At 64.6% G+C, this 18,986-nt stretch carries 17 protein-coding genes; 13 read left to right on the forward strand and 4 right to left on the reverse strand.

From position 1 onward, the window contains the following. Window positions 1-8: 8 nt before the first annotated feature. Window positions 9-839 carry a p-hydroxycinnamoyl CoA hydratase/lyase gene (locus tag IWW33_RS01390; protein ID WP_039604652.1) on the reverse strand — a complete coding sequence of 277 codons (831 nt, stop codon included), beginning with the start codon at window positions 837-839 and terminating at the stop codon, window positions 9-11. 199 nt (window positions 840-1,038) lie between these two features. On the opposite strand from IWW33_RS01390, the gene IWW33_RS01395 reads away from it, so the two are divergent. The 3 genes from IWW33_RS01395 (at window position 1,039) to IWW33_RS01405 (ending at window position 3,688) form a co-directional block, all read left to right on the forward strand. Further along, window positions 1,039-1,509, forward strand: coding sequence for a MarR family transcriptional regulator (locus tag IWW33_RS01395; protein WP_046785644.1), 471 nt, complete (start codon window positions 1,039-1,041; stop codon window positions 1,507-1,509). A gap of 148 nt (window positions 1,510-1,657) precedes the next feature. Beyond that, window positions 1,658-2,725, forward strand: a complete 1,068-nt coding sequence (locus tag IWW33_RS01400) for an aromatic ring-hydroxylating dioxygenase subunit alpha (RefSeq protein ID WP_174141726.1) — start codon at window positions 1,658-1,660, stop codon at window positions 2,723-2,725. Window positions 2,726-2,737: 12 nt separating this feature from the next. Continuing rightward, the gene (locus tag IWW33_RS01405; protein WP_174141725.1) at window positions 2,738-3,688 is read left to right on the forward strand and encodes a PDR/VanB family oxidoreductase; all 951 of its coding nucleotides are present in this window, start codon (window positions 2,738-2,740) and stop codon (window positions 3,686-3,688) included. Window positions 3,689-3,694: 6 nt separating this feature from the next. Here IWW33_RS01405 and IWW33_RS01410 read toward each other — a convergent pair whose 3' ends face one another. Then, window positions 3,695-4,408: a GntR family transcriptional regulator gene (locus IWW33_RS01410; protein ID WP_174141723.1), complete on the reverse strand. Its 714-nt coding sequence runs from the start codon at window positions 4,406-4,408 to the stop codon at window positions 3,695-3,697. A gap of 122 nt (window positions 4,409-4,530) precedes the next feature. Between IWW33_RS01410 and IWW33_RS01415 the strand changes: the two genes are divergently transcribed. The 8 genes from IWW33_RS01415 (at window position 4,531) to IWW33_RS01450 (ending at window position 13,914) form a co-directional block, all read left to right on the forward strand. Then, window positions 4,531-5,436, forward strand: a complete 906-nt coding sequence (locus tag IWW33_RS01415) for an AraC family transcriptional regulator (RefSeq protein WP_174141721.1) — start codon at window positions 4,531-4,533, stop codon at window positions 5,434-5,436. 142 nt (window positions 5,437-5,578) lie between these two features. Further along, the gene (locus IWW33_RS01420; RefSeq protein ID WP_115275206.1) at window positions 5,579-6,889 is read left to right on the forward strand and encodes a sugar ABC transporter substrate-binding protein; all 1,311 of its coding nucleotides are present in this window, start codon (window positions 5,579-5,581) and stop codon (window positions 6,887-6,889) included. 80 nt (window positions 6,890-6,969) lie between these two features. Then, complete coding sequence (locus IWW33_RS01425) at window positions 6,970-7,893, forward strand: sugar ABC transporter permease (RefSeq protein WP_046785650.1); 924 nt, start codon at window positions 6,970-6,972, stop codon at window positions 7,891-7,893. A gap of 10 nt (window positions 7,894-7,903) precedes the next feature. Continuing rightward, window positions 7,904-8,737 carry a carbohydrate ABC transporter permease gene (locus IWW33_RS01430; protein WP_012313928.1) on the forward strand — a complete coding sequence of 278 codons (834 nt, stop codon included), beginning with the start codon at window positions 7,904-7,906 and terminating at the stop codon, window positions 8,735-8,737. 64 nt (window positions 8,738-8,801) lie between these two features. Next, window positions 8,802-9,914 (forward strand): sn-glycerol-3-phosphate ABC transporter ATP-binding protein UgpC, encoded by a 1,113-nt coding sequence (gene ugpC / locus IWW33_RS01435; protein ID WP_046785651.1) that lies wholly within the window; start codon window positions 8,802-8,804, stop codon window positions 9,912-9,914. An 11-nt stretch (window positions 9,915-9,925) separates the two neighbouring features. Then, window positions 9,926-11,401 (forward strand): mannitol dehydrogenase family protein, encoded by a 1,476-nt coding sequence (locus tag IWW33_RS01440; RefSeq protein WP_119688722.1) that lies wholly within the window; start codon window positions 9,926-9,928, stop codon window positions 11,399-11,401. A 15-nt stretch (window positions 11,402-11,416) separates the two neighbouring features. Further along, the gene (gene xylB, locus IWW33_RS01445) at window positions 11,417-12,907 is read left to right on the forward strand and encodes a xylulokinase (protein ID WP_174141719.1); all 1,491 of its coding nucleotides are present in this window, start codon (window positions 11,417-11,419) and stop codon (window positions 12,905-12,907) included. A 41-nt stretch (window positions 12,908-12,948) separates the two neighbouring features. Then, window positions 12,949-13,914, forward strand: coding sequence for a carbohydrate kinase (locus IWW33_RS01450; RefSeq protein ID WP_174141718.1), 966 nt, complete (start codon window positions 12,949-12,951; stop codon window positions 13,912-13,914). 7 nt (window positions 13,915-13,921) lie between these two features. Here the strand turns inward: IWW33_RS01450 and IWW33_RS01455 are convergent, their stop codons facing one another. Continuing rightward, window positions 13,922-14,995, reverse strand: coding sequence for an aldo/keto reductase (locus IWW33_RS01455; RefSeq protein ID WP_115275212.1), 1,074 nt, complete (start codon window positions 14,993-14,995; stop codon window positions 13,922-13,924). A gap of 417 nt (window positions 14,996-15,412) precedes the next feature. On the opposite strand from IWW33_RS01455, the gene katB reads away from it, so the two are divergent. Together katB and IWW33_RS01465 are read left to right on the forward strand one after the other, a co-directional pair. Further along, window positions 15,413-16,954 carry a catalase KatB gene (gene katB, locus IWW33_RS01460; RefSeq protein WP_174141715.1) on the forward strand — a complete coding sequence of 514 codons (1,542 nt, stop codon included), beginning with the start codon at window positions 15,413-15,415 and terminating at the stop codon, window positions 16,952-16,954. A 56-nt stretch (window positions 16,955-17,010) separates the two neighbouring features. Beyond that, a complete protein-coding gene (locus IWW33_RS01465; RefSeq protein ID WP_174141713.1) occupies window positions 17,011-17,571 on the forward strand; it encodes an ankyrin repeat domain-containing protein in 561 nt (186 codons plus the stop codon). A gap of 167 nt (window positions 17,572-17,738) precedes the next feature. Here IWW33_RS01465 and IWW33_RS01470 read toward each other — a convergent pair whose 3' ends face one another. After that, complete coding sequence (locus tag IWW33_RS01470) at window positions 17,739-18,923, reverse strand: LysR family transcriptional regulator (RefSeq protein ID WP_174141711.1); 1,185 nt, start codon at window positions 18,921-18,923, stop codon at window positions 17,739-17,741. Window positions 18,924-18,986 lie beyond the last annotated feature (63 nt).

Consider the following 18,986-nt stretch of genomic DNA (forward strand, 5'->3'; position numbering starts at 1 on the left):
CCCGGCCCTCAGCGTTTGTAAGCCTGCAGGCCCGGCTTGATGGACTTGTCGTCGAGGAACTGCTTCATGCCCTGCTCGCGACCGCCCTCGGTGTCCAGCAGGCGGGACTGGTCGAGTTTGGCGTAGAGGTAGTCTTCGTTCTGCTCCCAGGTCAGTTCGCGGCAACGCTTGAAGCCGTTCTTGGCTGCACGCAGCACCACTGGGTTCTTCTCCAGCAGGTTCAGCGCCAGCTCGCGGGTCGTCTCGCGCAGCTGGGCCAGCGGTACGCTCTCGTTGACCAGGCCCATCTCGGCGGCTTTGGTACCGCCGAAGGTCTTGCCGGTCATGATGTAGTACAGCGACTGGCGATGGCCAACGGTATCGGCCATCGCCTTGCTGACCAGGTTGCCGGGCGGGATGCCCCAGTTGATTTCCGACAGGCCGAAGGTGGCCTCGTCGGCGCAGATGGCCAGGTCGCAGGCCACCAGTGGGCTGAAACCGCCGCCGAAGCACCAGCCGTTGACCATGGCGATGGTCGGCTTGGCGTACATGCGCAGCAGCTTCCATTGCCATTGCGAGGCTTCACGGCGGATTTTTTCCTGAAGGATTTCGGGGCCGGCGTCGACCTCGCGGAAGTATTCCTTGAGGTCCATGCCTGCAGTCCACGACTCACCGGCCCCGGTCAGCACCAGCACGCCGGCGTCGGCGTCCTGCTCCAGGGTTTCCAGCACGTCGACCATTTCCCGGTTCAGGGTGGGGCTCATGGCATTGCGTTTTTCCGGGCGGTTGAGGGTTACCCAGGCGATGCCCGACTCCAGTTCGACCTTCACGGTGGTCCAGCGGCCTTCGTATTTGCTCATGGTTCTGCACTCTTGTTGTTCGAGGTGGTGACCATCAAACTAATCCGGCAAATTAGTTATGTCAATTAACTATTATGAAAATTATCTTTGCCTTCCAGCCGGTTGAGAAGCTTTTTAGCCTGAGCTTCACTAGCCGGATTGAGCCAGCGCAGGCAAACTGGGTAACTTTCTTACTCATGACACAGGAGCATGCAATCCGATGGCAAGGTCTGCCCGAACCGACGACACCGCTTCCCTGCCCACGCCCCCTGGCGACACGGTCCTTGAGGACCTGCTCGGTTACGCGTTGCGCCGCGCCCAGCTGAAGCTGTTCCAGCACCTGATCAGCCGGCTGGCGGCCTACGACCTGCGCCCGGCGCAGTTCTCTGCGCTGGCGATCATCGAGCAGAACCCGGGCCTGATGCAGGCGGACCTGGCGCGCGCCTTGGCGATCGAGCCGCCGCAGGTGGTGCCGCTGCTGAACAAACTGGAAGAGCGTGCGCTGGCCGTGCGAGTGCGGTGCAAGCCGGACAAGCGCTCTTACGGGATTTTCTTGAGCAAGTCGGGCGAAGCGATGCTCAAGGAGCTCAAACAGATCGCCAGCGACAGCGATCGGGAGGCTACTGGCAGCCTTGAAGAAGCCGAGCGCACAGAACTGCTGCGGCTGCTGACGAAAATTTACAAGGAATAGGGCCATTCATCCCCAATCCGCCAAATGGATCCATTAAGAGTACGATAATCGCACAGCCTCCAATTTTTGTTGGGATTAACCATTGACCAGCCTTTCAGCTCAGGCCTTAATGGATCCATTAAACAACAACAACAATTGGAGGTCCTTCATGTACCCGAAAAACACCTGGTACGTCGCCTGCACCCCTGACGAAATCGCCGAGAAACCCTTGGGCCGGCAGATTTGCGGGGAAAAGATCGTGTTTTACCGCGCCAACGAAAACCGCGTCGCCGCCGTAGAAGACTTTTGCCCGCACCGCGGCGCGCCCTTGTCGCTGGGCTTTGTCGAAAACGGCAACCTGGTGTGCGGCTACCACGGGCTGGTCATGGGCTGTGATGGCAAAGCCGTCGCCATGCCTGGCCAACGGGTGCGGGGCTTCCCCTGCAACAAGGCCTTCGCCGTGGTCGAGCGCCATGGCTTCATCTGGGTCTGGCCCGGTGACCAAACCCAGGCTGACCCGGCCCTGATCCCGCACCTGCCGTGGGCGGCCAGCGACGAATGGGCCTATGGCGGCGGGTTGTTCCACATCGGTTGCGATTACCGCCTGATGATCGACAACCTCATGGACCTCACCCATGAAACCTATGTGCACGCCTCCAGCATCGGCCAGAAGGAAATCGACGAGGCGCCCCCCGCCACCACGGTGAGCGGCGACGAAGTGGTCACCGCCCGGCACATGGAAAACATCATGCCGCCGCCCTTCTGGCGCATGGCCCTGCGCGGCAACGGCCTGGCCGATGACGTGCCGGTGGACCGCTGGCAGATCTGCCGCTTCACCCCGCCCAGCCATGTACTGATCGAGGTGGGCGTGGCCCATGCAGGCCACGGCGGCTACCACGCCCCGGCCGAGCACAAGGCCTCGAGCATCGTGGTCGATTTCATCACCCCCGAGAGCGACACCTCGATCTGGTACTTCTGGGGCATGGCGCGCAATTTTGCCGCCCACGATCAGGCCCTGACCGCGAGCATCCGCGAAGGCCAGGGCAAGATTTTCAGCGAAGACCTGGAAATGCTCGAACGCCAGCAGCAGAACCTGCTCGCCTACCCCGAGCGCAACCTGCTCAAGCTCAACATCGACGCCGGCGGCGTACAGGCGCGCAAGGTGCTGGAGCGGCTGATCGCCAAAGAGCACGCGCCCAAACCGCACGTGATCGCCACCCACACCACCCCCGCCTGAGGAGCCCGCGCCATGATCGATGCCGTAGTGGTATCCCGCAACGACGAAGCCCAGGGCATCTGCAGCTTCGAGCTGGCGGCCGCCGATGGCAGCCCACTGCCGCCCTTCAGCGCCGGCGCGCACATCGATGTGCACCTGCCGGACGGGCTGGTGCGCCAGTATTCCCTGTGCAACCACCCAGCAGAACGCCACCGCTACCTGATCGGCGTGCTCAACGACCCCGCCTCACGCGGCGGTTCGCGCAGCCTTCACCAGCAGGTGCAGGCTGGCCACCGCCTGCGCATCAGCGCCCCACGCAACCTGTTCCCGCTGGCCCAGGGCGCCCGGCGCAGCCTGTTGTTCGCCGGTGGCATCGGCATCACGCCCCTGCTGTGCATGGCGGAGCAACTGGCCTGCAACGGCGACGATTTCGAATTGCACTACTGTGCACGCTCCAGCGACCGCGCAGCCTTTGTCGAGCGCCTGCGCGCCGCACCCTTCGCTGACCGCCTGTTCGTACATTTTGACGAGCAGCCGGAGACCGCCCTGGACATCGCCCAAGTGCTGGGCAGCCCGCAGGGCGATGTGCACCTTTACGTGTGCGGGCCTGGCGGCTTCATGCAGCACGTGCTGGACACTGCCAAGCAGCTGGGGTGGCAGCAGGCCAACCTGCACCGCGAGTACTTCGCCGCAGCGCCGGTTGCAAACAGCGACGGCGGCAGCTTCTCGGTGCAGGTAGGCAGCACCGGCCAAGTGTTCGAGGTGCCGGCCGACCAGAGCGTGGTGCAGGTGCTGGAACGCCACGGCATCGAGATCGCCGTCTCCTGTGAACAGGGTATTTGCGGCACCTGCCTGACGCGTGTGCTGCAGGGCACGCCAGAGCACCGCGACCTGTTCCTCACCGAGCAGGAACAGGCCCTGAACGACCAGTTCACGCCGTGCTGTTCGCGGGCGAAGACGCCCCTGCTGGTACTGGACCTGTAAAACGCCTCAGGACGAGGGCAGGATCACCTTCATGCCCTCGTCCGCCGTGGCCGCGCCAAAGGTTTCGGCATAGCGCAACGTGGCATTGGCATGTTCGCGCATGATCGCCTCGGCGCGGGCACCCTGGCCGTGGGTGAGCGCATCGAACACCGCATGGTGCTGCATGTGCGCGAAGTTGAAGCGCCGGAATTCACGGGCAAGGTCGTGACGGTCCACCGCCAGCGCAGTGACCGAAGCGAACGGCAAGTGGTCGTTGCGCGCCAGGGCATCGGCGATGGCCGGGTTGTGGCTGGCCTCGACGATCACCTGGTGAAAGCGCATGTTCAGGTCGTGATAGGCGTGCAAGTCTTCTTCGGTCACATACCCCTTGTCGAACAACAGGTCGCCTTCGACCAGGCAGCGCTGCAGCGCCTCGCGCGCCGCGGGCAGCAGGCCGCGCTCAGCGGCCTGGCGGGCAGCCAGGCCTTCGAGCACACCGCGCACCTCCACCGCGCCGGCAATGTCGTCGGCGCTGACCGAACGCACCTGGAAGCCACGGCCGCCGCAACGCACCAGCAAGCCCTCCTGCTCCAGGGTACGAAACGCCATGCGTACGGGCATGCGTGAGACGCCGAACCGTTCGGCGGTAGGCACTTCCATCAGCCGCGCGCCAGCCGCCAGTTCGCCCGAGGCGATCATCTTGCGCAACGCGATCAGCACCATTTGACCGGGCTTGCTCATCCAGGGAGGTTCCAGAGACAGAAGCGCCAATCATAGCGCAAGCGCGGGCGCGCTTGGCGGCCTGTGACACCTGCCCTGTTCAGGCTACGATGGTACTTCGTCCTTCGGAGCCCAGCAGCGCCATGCCCAGAACGAGCAAAGTCACCGACCCGTCCTACGAGTTGATGGACGATCACGAGGGCGACTCTCTGATCTACCGCCAGCATGGCTTTCCCAGCCCGCTGGTGCGCTGGCATTTCCACAAGGAATACGAACTGCACCTGATCGTGGCCAGCGCCGGCAAAGTGTTCATCGGCGACTACATCGGCAGCTTCGCGCCGAACACGCTTTTCCTCACAGGGCCCAACCTGCCGCACAACTGGATCAGCCAGGCCGGCCCCGGGGAGGTATTCAGCCAGCGCGACATGCTGGTCAATTTCACGGACGAGGTTCTGCACAGCGGCAGCCGGGCATTTTCTGAACTGCACCAGCTCAGCCCGTTGCTGGCCCGCGCACACTACGGCATCGAGTTCCGTGACCCCACGCTGATCGCCGAGAGCCGCCAATTGTTGCAACGCATCGCGCACAGCCGCGGCATGACCCGCCTTGGATACTTTTTTATCCTCATGGAACAGCTGGCCGGCTGCGAGGACTACCAGTTGTTGTCCACAGTCACCTCCTCGCATTTGGCTGACGAGCACAACGTCGAGCGCATCAACCGGGCGGTGAACTACATCTTCCAGCACTACGCCCAGGACTTGACCCAGAACGAAGTGGCCGAGCACCTGGGCATGACCCCCACCTACTTCTCACGCTTCTTCAAACAGGCGGCCGGGCGCGGTTTTGTCGAGTTCGTCAACCGCCTGCGGGTCAGCAAGGCCTGCGAACTGCTGGCCAAAAGCGACCTGCCGGTGACCGGGGTGTGCTTCGAATCAGGCTTCAGCAACCTGTCCAATTTCAACCGGCGCTTTCAACAGCTCAAAGGCATGACCCCCTCCGACTATCGCAGCCTGGTGATCCAGCGGCTGACCGAGCAGAACCATCACTGAGCGCAACAACTGCAAAAAAGTATCAGCCAGCGTGCAGCCCAAGCTTTGTGGGCTGCGCCACGCGGGGGTGTAATCAGCGCCAGCGACACAAAAATAATAATGTCTTCCGTGCCGTCAGCCGGCCCGGTAAGGGAGTTCATAGATGAACGACGCGATCAAGGCCTGCCTGGCCGCTGCCTGCCTCAGCCTGCCGCTAATGGCCCAGGGCGCCGAAACGCTGACCATCGCCACGGTCAACAACAACGACATGATCCGCATGCAGCGCCTGGCCAAGGTGTTCGAAGAGCAGCACCCGGACATCAGGCTCAAGTGGGTCGTGCTTGAAGAGAACGTGCTGCGCCAGCGCCTGACTACCGACATCGCCACCCAGGGCGGGCAGTTCGACGTACTGACCATCGGCATGTACGAAGCCGCACTGTGGGGCGCCAAAGGCTGGCTGGAGCCGATGAAGGACCTGCCGGCCGATTACAACCTCGACGACGTGTTCCCGTCTGTGCGCAATGGCTTGTCGGCCAACGGCACGCTGTACGCCCTGCCCTTCTACGCCGAGGCCTCGATCACCTACTACCGCAAGGACCTGTTCCAGAACGCTGGGCTGAGCATGCCCGAGCAACCGACCTGGACCCAGCTGGGTGAATTTGCCGCCAAACTCCACCACCCCGACCAGGGCCAGTACGGCATCTGCCTGCGCGGCAAGGCCGGCTGGGGCGAGAACATGGCGCTGATCGGCACCGTGGCCAATGCCTTTGGCGCACGCTGGTTCAACGAACAGTGGCAGCCGGAATTCACCGGCAGCGCGTGGAAGAACGCGCTGAACTTCTACGTCGACACCTTGAAGCAGTACGGCCCGCCAGGCGCGTCGAGCAACGGCTTCAACGAAAACCTGGCACTGTTCAACAGCGGCAAGTGCGCGATGTGGGTCGATGCCAGCGTTGCCGGCTCGTTCGTCACCGACAAGACCCAGAGCAAGGTCGCCGACCAGGTCGGCTTCACCTTTGCGCCAAAAGAGGTCACCGACAAGGGCGCCTCGTGGCTGTATTCCTGGGCGCTGGCCATCCCCAGCAGCTCCAAGGCCAAGGACGCGGCGAAGGCCTTCAGCACCTGGGCCACATCCGAAGCCTACGGCAAGCTGGTGGCCGACAAGGAAGGCGTGGCCAACGTGCCACCAGGCACCCGCGCCTCTACCTACAGCGACGCCTACCTGGCCGCAGCGCCGTTCGCCAAGGTGACGCTGGAGTCGCTCAAGCGCGTTGACCCCAACCACCCCACGCTCAAGCCCGTGCCGTACGTGGGTATTCAGTTGGTGACCATTCCCGAGTTCCAGGCCATTGGGACGCAGGTCGGCAAGCTGTTCTCCGCCGCCCTGACCGGGCAGATGAAGGTCGACCAGGTGCTTGCCGCCGCCCAGCAGTCCACCGAACGCGAGATGAAGCGCGCCGGTTATCCCAAGTAGCCCACCCGTGGCCTGAGCCGCGCCAACGCCTGGCGCGGTGACGGCTGCCGTCCGCCCTTTTCGCTGCACACGGAGTCGCCATGGACACTTCGGCCCTCGATACCCCGACCCTCGCCACCGCACGCCCCGGCAAACGCCGCGTCGGGCCGGGCTGGTTCCTGGTCAGCCCTTCGGTGGCGCTGCTGCTGTTGTGGATGGTCGTACCCTTGGGCATGACCCTGTATTTTTCGCTGATCCGCTACAACCTGCTGTACCCGGGCGAAAATGCGTACGTAGGCCTGGAGAACTTCGCGTACTTCGTCACCGACCCAGGCTTCATGCCCGGCGCCCTGAACACCCTGACCCTGGTCGGCAGCGTGCTGGCGATCAGCGTGGTGTTCGGCGTGCTCATCGCGGCGCTGCTGGAGGCCGGCGAGTTCTGGGGGCGCGGCGTGGTGCGGGTGCTGCTGATTTCACCGTTCTTCATCATGCCCACGGTCAGCGCGCTGCTGTGGAAGAACCTGATATTGCACCCGGTGTCGGGCATCCTCGCGGCCGTGTGGAGGCTGTTCGGCGCGCAGCCGGTGGACTGGCTGGCGCACTACCCGCTGCTCTCGATCATCCTGATCGTCTCCTGGCAGTGGCTGCCGTTCGCCATCCTGATCCTGATGACCGCCATGCAGTCGCAGGACCTGGAACAGAAAGAAGCCGCGCGCCTGGATGGCGCCGGGCCGCTGGCGATCTTCTGGCACCTGACCCTGCCGCACCTGGCCCGCCCGATTGCCGTGGTGGTGATGATCGAGACCATCTTCCTGCTGTCGGTGTTCGCCGAAATCTTCACCACCACCAGCGGCGGCCCGGGCTATGCGTCCACCAACCTCGCCTACCTGATCTACAACCAGGCGCTGCTGCAGTTCGACGTCGGCATGGCCTCGGCCGGCGGCCTGATCGCCGTGCTGATCGCCAACATCGCCGCCATCGTGCTGATACGGATGATCGGCAAGAACCTGACCGAGCGCCGCTGAGGAGCCCGCCATGCTGCCACTCAAGCAAACCCGCCGCCTGCGCGACGCATTGATCGGCCTGCTGTGCTGGGGCATCGCCCTGGTGATCTTCTTCCCGATCTTCTGGATGCTGCTGACCAGCTTCAAGACCGAGCTCGACGCCTTCGCCACACCGCCACAGTTCATCTTCGCGCCAACGCTGGAAAACTACCTGCACATCAACGAGCGCAGCGACTACTTCGCCTACGCCTGGAATTCGGTGCTGATCGCCTTCTCGGCGACCGCGCTGTGCATGCTTGTCGCAGTGCCGGCGGCCTACTCCATGGCCTTTTTCGAAACCCGCCATACCAAGCGCACGCTGCTGTGGATGCTGTCGACCAAGATGTTGCCACCGGTGGGCGTGCTGATGCCGATCTACCTGCTGGCCAAACAGTTCGGCCTGCTCGACTCGCGCCTGGCGCTGATCATCGTCTACACCCTGATCAACCTGCCGATCGTGGTGTGGATGGTGTACACCTACTTCAAGGACATCCCGGTGGACATCCTTGAAGCCGCGCGCCTGGACGGTGCCGGCACCTGGCAGGAAATCGTCCGCGTGTTGCTGCCGATCGCTCGCGGCGGGCTGGCCTCGACCGTGCTGCTGTCGTTGATCCTGTGCTGGAACGAGGCGTTCTGGTCGCTCAACCTGACCTCTTCGGCTGCCGCCCCACTGACCGCGCTGGTGGCTTCCTACTCAAGCCCGGAGGGGCTGTTCTGGGCCAAGCTCTCGGCCGTCTCGACCCTGGCCTGCGCGCCCATCCTGATTTTCGGCTGGATCAGCCAGAAGCAGCTGGTGCGCGGCCTTTCGTTCGGCGCCGTGAAATGAACCGCCCCCCACACGACACCTGCTCAATCACCCCTATTGCGGGCCGCCGCAGAGGACATTCGCCATGGCTGACCTGAAGATCCGCAACCTGCACAAAGGCTTCGATGGCCACGCCATCATCAAGGGCATCGACCTGGAGGTGCGCGACCGTGAGTTCGTGGTGTTCGTCGGCCCGTCCGGGTGTGGCAAGTCGACACTGCTGCGGCTGATCGCCGGCCTTGAGGAGGTCAGCGGCGGCCACATCACCCTGGACGGCGTCGACATCACTGACACCGCCCCGGCCAAACGCGACCTGGCCATGGTGTTCCAGACCTACGCGCTCTACCCGCACATGACCGTACGCAAGAACCTGTCGTTCGCCCTGGACCTGGCCGGCGTGGACAAGCGTGAGGTGCAGGCCAAAGTCGACAACGCCGCGCGCATCCTCGAACTGCAACCGCTGCTTGAACGCAAACCCCGCCAACTGTCTGGTGGCCAGCGCCAGCGGGTGGCGATCGGCCGGGCGATCGTGCGCAACCCAAAGATTTTCCTGTTCGACGAGCCGCTTTCGAACCTTGACGCCGCCCTGCGCGTGCAGATGCGCCTGGAGCTTGCGCGCCTGCACCAGGAGCTGGCTGCGACCATGATCTACGTGACCCACGACCAGGTCGAAGCGATGACCCTGGCCGACAAGGTGGTGGTGCTCAACGGCGGGCGCATCGAGCAGGTCGGCTCGCCGCTGGAGCTGTACCACCACCCGGCCAACCTGTTCGTCGCAGGCTTTCTCGGCACCCCGAAAATGGGCTTTTTGCGCGGCCACGTGAGCCACAGCCAGGGCACCTCGTGCGAGGTCACCCTTGAATGCGGCGCCCGTGTCAGCCTGGCACTGTGCACAGACGGCCTGCCCGCTGGCAGCCCCGTGACGCTGGGCATCCGCCCGGAGCACCTGAACATCGCCAGCGCCGGGCACGGCACACCCGGCTTGCTGCAGGTGACCGCCGACGTCAGTGAGCGCCTGGGCAGTGACAGCTACTGCCATGTACGTGCCGGCTCCGGGGAAATGCTCACCGTACGGGTGCGCGGCGACTTTGCGCCGGCCTTCGGCGAGCCCCTGGAACTGGCCTTCGACCCAGGCCACTGCCACCTGTTCGACAGCAACGGCCAAGCCCTGGACAAACGCCTGCAGCAAGCGGCCTGAGGACGTACACGATGAAACTCGACCCGCACCACCTCGACCTGCTGGCGCCCACGGTCGCCCGCCCTTCCTACGCGCCCTCGCAGCTGCGCCAGGGCATCGTGCACATTGGCGTAGGTGGGTTTCACCGTGCCCATCAGGCGGCCTACACCGACGCCCTGATGAACCGCGGCGAAGGCCTGGACTGGGCCATCTGCGGCGCCGGCCTGCGCAGCGAAGACCGCGCCATGCGCGACGCCCTGGCGGCGCAGGGCTACCTGTACACCCTGTTCGTGCTGGACGACCGACCCGACACCGAAGTGCGGGTGATCGGTGCCCTCAATGACATGCTCTTGGCCGAGGACGATGCCCAAGCGCTGCTGGCCAAACTGGCCGAGCCCGGCGTCCGCATCGTCTCGCTGACCATCACCGAAGGCGGCTACTGCATCGACGACAGCACCGGCGAGTTTCGCGCCGACCTGGCGCAGGTCCGGCACGATCTGGCCAACCCGCAGGCCCCGCAAGGCGTGTTCGGCTTTCTCTGCGAAGCCCTGCGGCGGCGCCGCGAGGCCGGCGTGGGGCCGTTCACGGTGATGTCCTGCGACAACCTTCCGCACAATGGCGCGGTCGCGCGCAAGGCCCTGCTGGCCTTTGCCCGGCTGCTCGACCCGGACCTGGCCCACTGGATAGGCGAGCACGTGAGCTTCCCCAACGCCATGGTCGACCGCATCACGCCAATGACCAGCAGCGACCACCGCCAACGACTGTTCGAGCGCCACGGCGTCGAGGATGCCTGGCCGGTGGTGTGCGAGCCGTTCCTGCAGTGGGTGGTGGAAGACAAATTCGTAGCCGGGCGCCCGGCGTGGGAAAAGGTCGGTGTGCAGTTCACCGACGACGTCACGCCCTATGAAGAAATGAAAATCAAGCTGCTCAACGGCAGCCACCTGGCACTGACCTACCTGGGCTTCCTGCAGGGCTACCGCCTGGTCCACGAAACCCTTGCCGACCCACTGCTGCGCCGCTACATGCGCACGTTCATGGACCTGGACGTGACCCCGCAACTTGCCCCGGCGCCGGGCATCGACCTGGAACGCTACAAGGACAGCCTCACCGAGCGCTTCGCCAACCGCGCCATCGCCGACCAGCTGGAGCGGGTGTGCTCGGACGGCTCATCGAAGTTTCCCAAGTACATCGTCCCCACCGCCAACCAGCTGATTGCCGAGGGCCAGCCGCTGGACCGCGTGGCCCTGGTGGTAGCGGCCTGGGCCCTGTACCTGGGCGGGGTAGACGAACAGGGCAGCGCCTATGCCATCCCCGACCCACGCGCGGCCCAATGCCAGGCACGGGTGGTGCAGCGTGACGGGCTGGCTGCCCGGGTGCTGGGCGACGAAACGATATTTGGCACGGTCATCCCCGCCTCCGGTGCCTTCGTCAGCGCTTTCGAGCGCCTGTATGACAGCCTGTGTGAGGTTGGCGTGAGCGAGACGCTGCGCCGAGTGCTTGGCGACTGACCTGGAGCACACGCAATGGACGGACTGTTTCTCGGCATTGATTGCGGTACCCAGGGTACCAAGGCGCTGGTGCTGGACGCCGGCAGCGGCCGGGTGCTGGGCCTTGGTAGTGCCGCGCACGCGCCTGCACGGGGCCGCGACGGGCGCCGCGAGCAGGACCCGGCCGACTGGCTAGCCGCCCTGCACACGGCAGTCGCTGGCGCGCTGCATGAGGCCGGCGTCGATGGCCAGGCCATCCGTGCGCTGGCGGTATCCGGCCAGCAGCATGGCCTGGTGATGCTGGACGCCCAAGGCCAGGTACTGCGCCCGGCCAAGCTCTGGTGCGACACCGAAACCACGGCAGAAAACCAGGCACTGCTGAACGCGCTCGGCGGCCCGCAAGGCTCGATCGAACGCCTGGGGCTGGTGATTGCGCCGGGCTATACCGTATCCAAGCTGCTGTGGAGCAAACGGCACTTCCCCGACCTGTTCGCCCGCCTGGCCCATGTGCTGCTGCCCCACGATTACCTCAATTACTGGCTGACAGGCCGCGCCTGCAGCGAGCCGGGCGATGCGTCTGGCACCGGTTACTACAACGTGCACCACAACAGCTGGGCAACCGATGTGCTGCAACACATCGAACCGGGCGAGCGCCTGCTGGCGGCACTGCCCGAGCTGCTCGCCCCTGGCGACTGCGTCGGCCCGCTGCGCGAGCAGGCCGCCGCAGGCCTGGGGCTGAACCCTCACGCCTGGGTGGCCACCGGCGGCGGCGACAACATGCTCAGCGCCATCGGTACCGGCAATATCAGCCCTGGCATGATCACCCTCAGCCTGGGCACCTCGGGTACCCTGGCAGCTTACGCCGACCATGCCCAGTTCAACCCCAAGGGTGAGGTGGCGAACTTCTGCGCCTCCAGCGGTGGCTGGCTGCCCTTGGTCTGCACGATGAACCTGACCAACGCCTGCGCGCTGGTACGTGACCTGCTGGAGCTGGACCTCACCCGCTTCACGGCCCTCGCCGCCCAAGCCCCGGTCGGTGCCGAAGGCCTGTTGATGCTGCCATTCTTCGATGGCGAACGGGTACCCGCGCTGCCCACTGCCAGCGCCAGCCTGCATGGCATGACCAGCGCCAACCTGACACGCGCCAACCTGTGCCGGGCCGTGCTCGAAGGCACTTGCTTCAGCCTGCGCTATGGCCTGGACCTGCTGCACGCCAGCGGCCTGCAGGGCAGCGAAATCCGCCTGGTGGGCGGAGCGGCAAAAAGCGAGCTGTGGCGCCAGGTACTGGCCAATCTGCTCGGCCTGCCGGTGGTGTGCCCGCGCCAGACCGAAGCCGCCGCGCTGGGGGCGGCAATTCAGGCTGCCTGGAGCCTTGGCCGCCAACTGGGCCACGGCGACAGCCTGCAGGCCCTGTGCGAACGCTGCGTCGAGCTGGACGAAAGCACCCGCACCCTGCCACGTCTGGCGCAGCAGGCCGCCTATGGTGTGGCCTACAGACGCTACCTGGATCACCTGCCTGCGCATTGATCGCGGTACTGTCCTTACGCTTTTCTGTTTGGGAGAACTTCATGTATTTGGTATGTGGCGAGGCATTGTTCGATGTGTTCAGCCTGGAAAACAGCACGCGCAGCGCAGAACTGGGCTTTACCGCGATTGCCGGCGGTTCGCCGTTCAACGTCGCCGTCGGCCTGCGCAGGCTGGGCGTTGCCGCAGGGTTGTTCGGCGGGTTGTCCAGCGACCACCTCGGCGCGCGCCTGCGCCGGGTACTGGAGGAAGAAGGCGTGAATTGCCAGCACCTGGTGACCAGCGATGCACCCACCACCCTGGCCATGGTCGGCCTGGATGCTAACGGCTCGGCGCAGTACCAGTTCCGCGGCGAAGGCTGCGCCGACCGGCAGGTGCGGCTTGAGCATCTGCCGGTACTGGATGAGTGCGTGCGCGGGCTGCACGTTGGGTCATACACACTGGTGGTGACACCCGTGGCCGACACGTTGCTGGCACTGGTGCAGCGCGAACGTGACCAGCGGCTGATCAGCCTGGACCCGAACGTACGCCTGAATCCGCAGCCTGATGTGGCGCTGTGGCGCAGGCGCGTTGAAGCGTTTGCCGCGCATGCACATCTGATCAAGGCCAGCGAGGAAGACCTGCAGGTGCTGTACCCGGGGCGCGACGCTGGCGAGGTAGCCCGTGGCTGGTTGAACGAGCGCTGCCGGCTGGTGTTCGTGACCCACGGGGCTGAGGGTGCCAGCGTGCATTGTGCGCACGGGTCGTGGCACCGGCCGGCGGACAGCTCACTGCCGGTTCGCGACACCGTGGGGGCCGGGGATACGTTCCAGGCGGCCGTGCTGGCCTGCCTGGTTCGGCTGGGTGCGGACAGCCCGATGGGTGTGGCGATGCTGGCGCGCGACACGGTCGATGCGATGCTGGCCTACGCCATTGGGGCGGCGGCGGTGACCTGTTCAAGGGCCGGGCCGGACCTGCCGTTTGAAAGCGAGCTTTCCTGCATGCCTCAGGCCATCGGTACATCGGGCTGATTGCGGATCAGGGTTTGTGCTGCTTCATCGTTTGCCGATGCAGGGCAATGAACGGCGCCTCCGCCGGGTCGATGCGGTCCATTTTCGCGGCGATGCGATGCCAGTACGGATACTGCGGCGCGATCCGCGTCACCCGCTCGATCTGTTCAAGGTCTTGGCCTGTCAGCACCAGCTCCACCGCCTGCAGGTTGTCGTGCAACTGCTCGGCCGTCCGCCCGGCCGTGATGACACTGGTGATGCCTGGTCGGTCCTTGAGCCAGGCCAGGCACACCCGCGCCGGTGAGCAGCCATGCCGGCGCCCCACCTCGATCAGCGCCTCGATGATGTCGTAGGCCCGCTCCTTGTCATGCACGTAGGGTTCCGGCCAATCGTTGCCTTGGCGGGTACCGGCCGGCGTCTGTTGCCCGCGCCGCACCTTGCCGGTCAGCAAGCCCTCCCCCAGCGGCCCCCACACCAGCGTGGCAAGGCCCTGGTCGAGTGCCATCGGCAGCAGTTCGTACTCCGCTTCACGGGCTTCGGGGGTGTAGTAGATCTGCTGGGAAACCGGCTGCTGCCAACCGTTGAGCCGAGCACTGCCGAGGGTTTTCATCATCTGCCAGGCGGTGTAGTTGGACGTGCCGAAGTAACGCACCTTGCCGCTTTGCACCAGGTGCTCAAGGGCGGCCAGGGTCTCTTCCACAGGCGTGATGCCGTCCCAGTTGTGGATCTGGTAGAGGTCGATATGGTCGGTGCCCAAGCGCTTGAGGCTGGCTTCGCAGGCGCGGATCAGGTGATAGCGCGAGGCGCCGCTGTCGTTGGGGTTGTCCCCCATCGGGCTGCGCGCCTTGGTGGCGAGGATGACCGACTGGCGCCGCTCACCCAGCGCCTGGCCGACGATCTCTTCGGCCAGGCCGTGGGAGTACAGGTCTGCCGTGTCGACCAGGTTGACCCCGGCGTCGAAGGCCATGTCGAACATGCGCCGGGCCAGTGCCACGTCCACGCTGCCGGTTTTTTCGAATGCGCCACGCCCGCCGAACGGGACCGTGCCGACCACCAGTTCAGAAACCAGCAGGCCAGTGTTGCCGAGTGCGCGGTACTTCATGGGTAGTGCCTCCAAATGCGAACGACTTGGAAGTACCGACGGGATGGATTGCTGAAACGTTCAATCTGATTGGTTACCCTTAAGCGTTTCAGGGCTGCTACGCAGCCCATCGCCGGCAAGCCGGCTCCTACACGGACCGCGCAGTTCAGGAGGCCTGCGCTGGACTGTGGGAGCTGGCTTGCCGGCGATGGGCCGCAAAGCGGGCCCAAATCGCTTAACGTCCAGGATTCACTCAGCGCCAGACGGGATACCGGGGCCGACGTACCGTCAGCTCTCATCTAGCAAAAAAGGCATAAAAAGCTGCATTGAAATTGCCAATCGTGCTGATGCGCAGGATCAATTTAGGAGGGCATCCCACGCTCATTATCCTCTGCGGGCGCATTCAAAAACGCCCGATTGAGCCTATGGAGCTTCTCGATGACCCCTGTGCTAAAGCATTTCCAACCCGGCCGCCTGCTGGTTGCAGCAAGCCTGGCCGCCAGCCTGCTGACGATGTCCGTCCAGGCCGCGACCCTGACCCGCGACAGCGGTGCACCGGTTGGTGACAACCAGAATTCGCAAACGGCCGGCGCCAACGGCGCGGTGCTGCTGCAAGACGCCAACCTGCTGCAGAAGCTGCAGCGCTTCGACCGCGAACGCATTCCAGAGCGGGTGGTGCACGCCCGTGGTACCGGGGTGCACGGTGAGTTCACCGCCAGCGCCGACATCAGCGACCTGAGCATCGCCAAAGTCTTCCGCCCAGGTGAGAAAACGCCGGTGTTCGTGCGCTTTTCTGCCGTGGTGCACGGCAACCACTCGCCCGAAACCCTGCGTGACCCACGCGGCTTCGCCACCAAGTTCTACACCGCAGACGGCAACTGGGACCTGGTAGGCAACAACTTCCCGACCTTCTTCATCCGCGACGCCATCAAGTTCCCGGACATGGTGCACGCGTTCAAGCCTGACCCACGCACCAACCTCGATGACGACTCCCGCCGCTTCGACTTCTTCTCCCACGTACCAGAAGCCACCCGCACCTTGACGCTGCTGTACTCCAACGAGGGTACCCCGGCCAGCTACCGCGAAATGGACGGCAACAGCGTGCACGCCTACAAGCTGGTCAACAGCGAAGGCCAAGTGCACTACGTGAAGTTCCACTGGAAGAGCCTGCAAGGCCAGAAAAACCTTGACCCCAAACAAGTCGAGCAGGTCCAGGGCCGTGATTACAGCCACATGACCAACGACCTGGTCAGCGCGATCAAGGACGGCAAGTTCCCCAAATGGGACCTGTACATCCAGGTGCTCAAGCCCGAAGACCTGGCCACGTTCGACTTCGACCCGCTCGATGCCACCAAGATCTGGCCGAACGTGCCAGAGCGCAAGATCGGCCAGATGGTGCTGAACCGCAACGTCGACAACTTCTTCCAGGAAACCGAGCAGGTCGCCATGGCGCCGTCCAACCTGGTGCCAGGTATCGAACCGTCTGAAGACCGCCTGCTGCAAGGACGCCTGTTCGCCTATGCCGACACCCAGATGTACCGCATTGGCGCCAACGGCCTGAGCTTGCCGGTCAACCAGCCGCGCATCCCGGTCAATAACGTCAACCAGGATGGCCAGGCCAACGCGGGCCACACCACCACGGGGGTCAACTACCAGCCAAGCCGCCTGCAGCCGCGTGAAGAACAGACCAGCGCCCGCTATGTGCCGACCGCGCTGGTGGGCAGCACCCAGCAGGCGAAGATCCAGCGCGAGCAGAACTTCAAGCAGACCGGCGAGCTGTTCCGCTCCTACAACAAGAAGGAACAGACCGACCTGATCAACAGCCTGGGCCAGGCCCTGGCAGTGACTGACGAGGAAAGCCGCTACATCATGCTGTCGTTCTTCTACAAGGCCGATAGCGACTACGGTGCAGGCCTGGCCAAAGTGGCCAAGGCAGACCTCAAGCGCGTTCAGCAGCTGGCAGCGAAGCTGCAGGACTGAGTGCCATGACTGAGCGGGCCGACGGCCCGCTCTTCGTTTATACGCAGGTAAACACCATGCACAAATGGATGATGGCAGCCGTGTGTGGCTTGCTGATTCTCACCGCCCAGGCACAAGAGCCGCTGCCGCCCCAAGGGCAAGACACCAACACCGAGCAGCGGTTGCGCGACTACTTCTTCGGGGCCGCACGCCGCGGGGATGAAGCAATGCTCAAGACATTCATCCAGGCGGGCTACAACCTGGATACCCCTGATGAAAAGGGCTACACCGGCCTTATTCTGGCGGCCTACCACGGCCAGCAAGCAGCCGTGGAACAACTGCTGGCGGCCGGCGCCGACCCATGCGCCCAGGACAAGCGGGGCAACACCGCACTGATGGGGGCGATATTCAAAGGCGAGGTGCGCATTGCCAGGCGGCTGATCGACGCCACGTGCAACCCTGACCAGCGCAATGGCGCGGGACAGACGGCCGCCATGTATGCGGCCATGTTTCAGCGCAAGGAATTGCTCGACGCGCTGACCACCCATGGCGCCGATATCGAAGCAACAGATGCACTGGGCAACAGCGTGCAAAGCCTGCAACAGGGTGAGCTCAACGGCGTATCGGCGCAACGCTGAGGGCTGCGCATTCTGCAATGCCACCTGCCAGCACACCGCCAGGGAGCTGCGATAAGAAAATTGGATATTGCGTAAGATAATTCCGCTACTCGGTCGCCGGGAAAGCGCCAAACTGACCGACGTCGCCCGTTGAGCGCGCTCCAGGCCCCCAGTCCGGCTCAGGCATGCTAGGTGATCACCTGGCGGATACAAGCCATCAGCGCGGCCGCCGCCGGTGACTGCAGGCAGCCACTGCGCTGCATGAGGCCGATGGCGCGGGCAGTACCGGGCAGTGCCAGCGGCAGGCGTTGCAGCTCGCCGCTGGCAATCTCGTACGCCAACTGGTGCGCAGACACCGCCGCCAGCATGTCTGAACGCACCAGCAGGCCACGGATAACCGCCAGATCAGCGCTTTCCACCACCGGCCACGGTGCTGCCAGGCCTGCAGCGGCGAAGCAGTTGTCGAGCAGCCCGCGCGCCGGCGACCCGGCCCGCGGCAACACCCAGCGCGCCTGGTGCACGCCCTTGAGCGTCAGGTGTGTGTGCAACAACGGGTGCCCCCGGCGGGCCAGCAGCACCATTTCCTCGTTGATGAGCGGCTCGCCCACCAGGTCGCTGGCATAGTCGTGAGGCCGCAAGGCGCCCAGCACGAAGTCCACATCCCCCACCCGCAATTCGGTTGCTAGCAGGTCGAACGGGCTTTCGTTGGTCACCACCCGGACCTGTGGATGCTGGGCGGTAAAACGCAAAATGGCCTCCGGCAGAATGCGCGAGCGGCCCAACGGCAACGCGCCGACATGCACCACACCGCGCAGGGTGCCTTGCATCGCACTCAGGTCACTGTCCATGTGGCGTAACTCGTTCAGCGCCCGGCGGATGGGGAAAAGAATGTCCCGGCTGGCCACAGTGGGCTGCAGGCCGCGCGACGTGCGCACGAACAAGGGCTGCCCGCACCCGCCTTCGAGCACTTTCAACGCAGCACTGACGGCCGGCTGGCTAAGGCCGAAGTGCCGCGCCACGGTTTGCATGTGCCGTGTTTCACAGAGTTTCACGAACACCTGCAGGCGCCGCGCCTGAAACAGATACAGGGGCTCGCCCTGCGCGGTGCCCAGCAACCCCGGCACACCGTCCAGTTCCGCCAGCACCCGCTGTGCACGCGGCAGCAGGCACTCGCCATAGTCGGTCAGGCGCATGCCATTGGCATGGCGCTCGAACAGCGGGACAGCGAACCGTGCCTCCAGCTCGGCGATGGCCCGGGTGACCACGGACTGAGCACGGAACAACACCTGCGTCGCCCGCGAAACGCTGCCCAACTCGGCGACCCGGATGAACGCACGTACTTGCATCAGGTTGGGCAGTTCGACGTCGATCATAAGGCTTCCCCGGCGCTCGGCTCGTGACTGGGGCGACTATGCCCCTACCCCGCTTGCCAGGCA

The sequence above is a fragment of the Pseudomonas sp. M2 genome (assembly GCF_015751845.1).
Taxonomy (GTDB): Bacteria; Pseudomonadota; Gammaproteobacteria; order Pseudomonadales; family Pseudomonadaceae; genus Aquipseudomonas; species Aquipseudomonas putida_E.

Coding starts and splice junctions, on each gene's coding strand:
- IWW33_RS01390 (WP_039604652.1), bottom strand. CDS start 839: ATGAGCAAATACGAAGGCCGCTGGACCACCGTGAAGGTCGAACTGGAG.
- IWW33_RS01395 (WP_046785644.1), top strand. CDS start 1,039: ATGGCAAGGTCTGCCCGAACCGACGACACCGCTTCCCTGCCCACGCCC.
- IWW33_RS01400 (WP_174141726.1), top strand. CDS start 1,658: ATGTACCCGAAAAACACCTGGTACGTCGCCTGCACCCCTGACGAAATC.
- IWW33_RS01405 (WP_174141725.1), top strand. CDS start 2,738: ATGATCGATGCCGTAGTGGTATCCCGCAACGACGAAGCCCAGGGCATC.
- IWW33_RS01410 (WP_174141723.1), bottom strand. CDS start 4,408: ATGAGCAAGCCCGGTCAAATGGTGCTGATCGCGTTGCGCAAGATGATC.
- IWW33_RS01415 (WP_174141721.1), top strand. CDS start 4,531: ATGCCCAGAACGAGCAAAGTCACCGACCCGTCCTACGAGTTGATGGAC.
- IWW33_RS01420 (WP_115275206.1), top strand. CDS start 5,579: ATGAACGACGCGATCAAGGCCTGCCTGGCCGCTGCCTGCCTCAGCCTG.
- IWW33_RS01425 (WP_046785650.1), top strand. CDS start 6,970: ATGGACACTTCGGCCCTCGATACCCCGACCCTCGCCACCGCACGCCCC.
- IWW33_RS01430 (WP_012313928.1), top strand. CDS start 7,904: ATGCTGCCACTCAAGCAAACCCGCCGCCTGCGCGACGCATTGATCGGC.
- ugpC (WP_046785651.1), top strand. CDS start 8,802: ATGGCTGACCTGAAGATCCGCAACCTGCACAAAGGCTTCGATGGCCAC.
- IWW33_RS01440 (WP_119688722.1), top strand. CDS start 9,926: ATGAAACTCGACCCGCACCACCTCGACCTGCTGGCGCCCACGGTCGCC.
- xylB (WP_174141719.1), top strand. CDS start 11,417: ATGGACGGACTGTTTCTCGGCATTGATTGCGGTACCCAGGGTACCAAG.
- IWW33_RS01450 (WP_174141718.1), top strand. CDS start 12,949: ATGTATTTGGTATGTGGCGAGGCATTGTTCGATGTGTTCAGCCTGGAA.
- IWW33_RS01455 (WP_115275212.1), bottom strand. CDS start 14,995: ATGAAGTACCGCGCACTCGGCAACACTGGCCTGCTGGTTTCTGAACTG.
- katB (WP_174141715.1), top strand. CDS start 15,413: ATGACCCCTGTGCTAAAGCATTTCCAACCCGGCCGCCTGCTGGTTGCA.
- IWW33_RS01465 (WP_174141713.1), top strand. CDS start 17,011: ATGCACAAATGGATGATGGCAGCCGTGTGTGGCTTGCTGATTCTCACC.
- IWW33_RS01470 (WP_174141711.1), bottom strand. CDS start 18,923: ATGATCGACGTCGAACTGCCCAACCTGATGCAAGTACGTGCGTTCATC.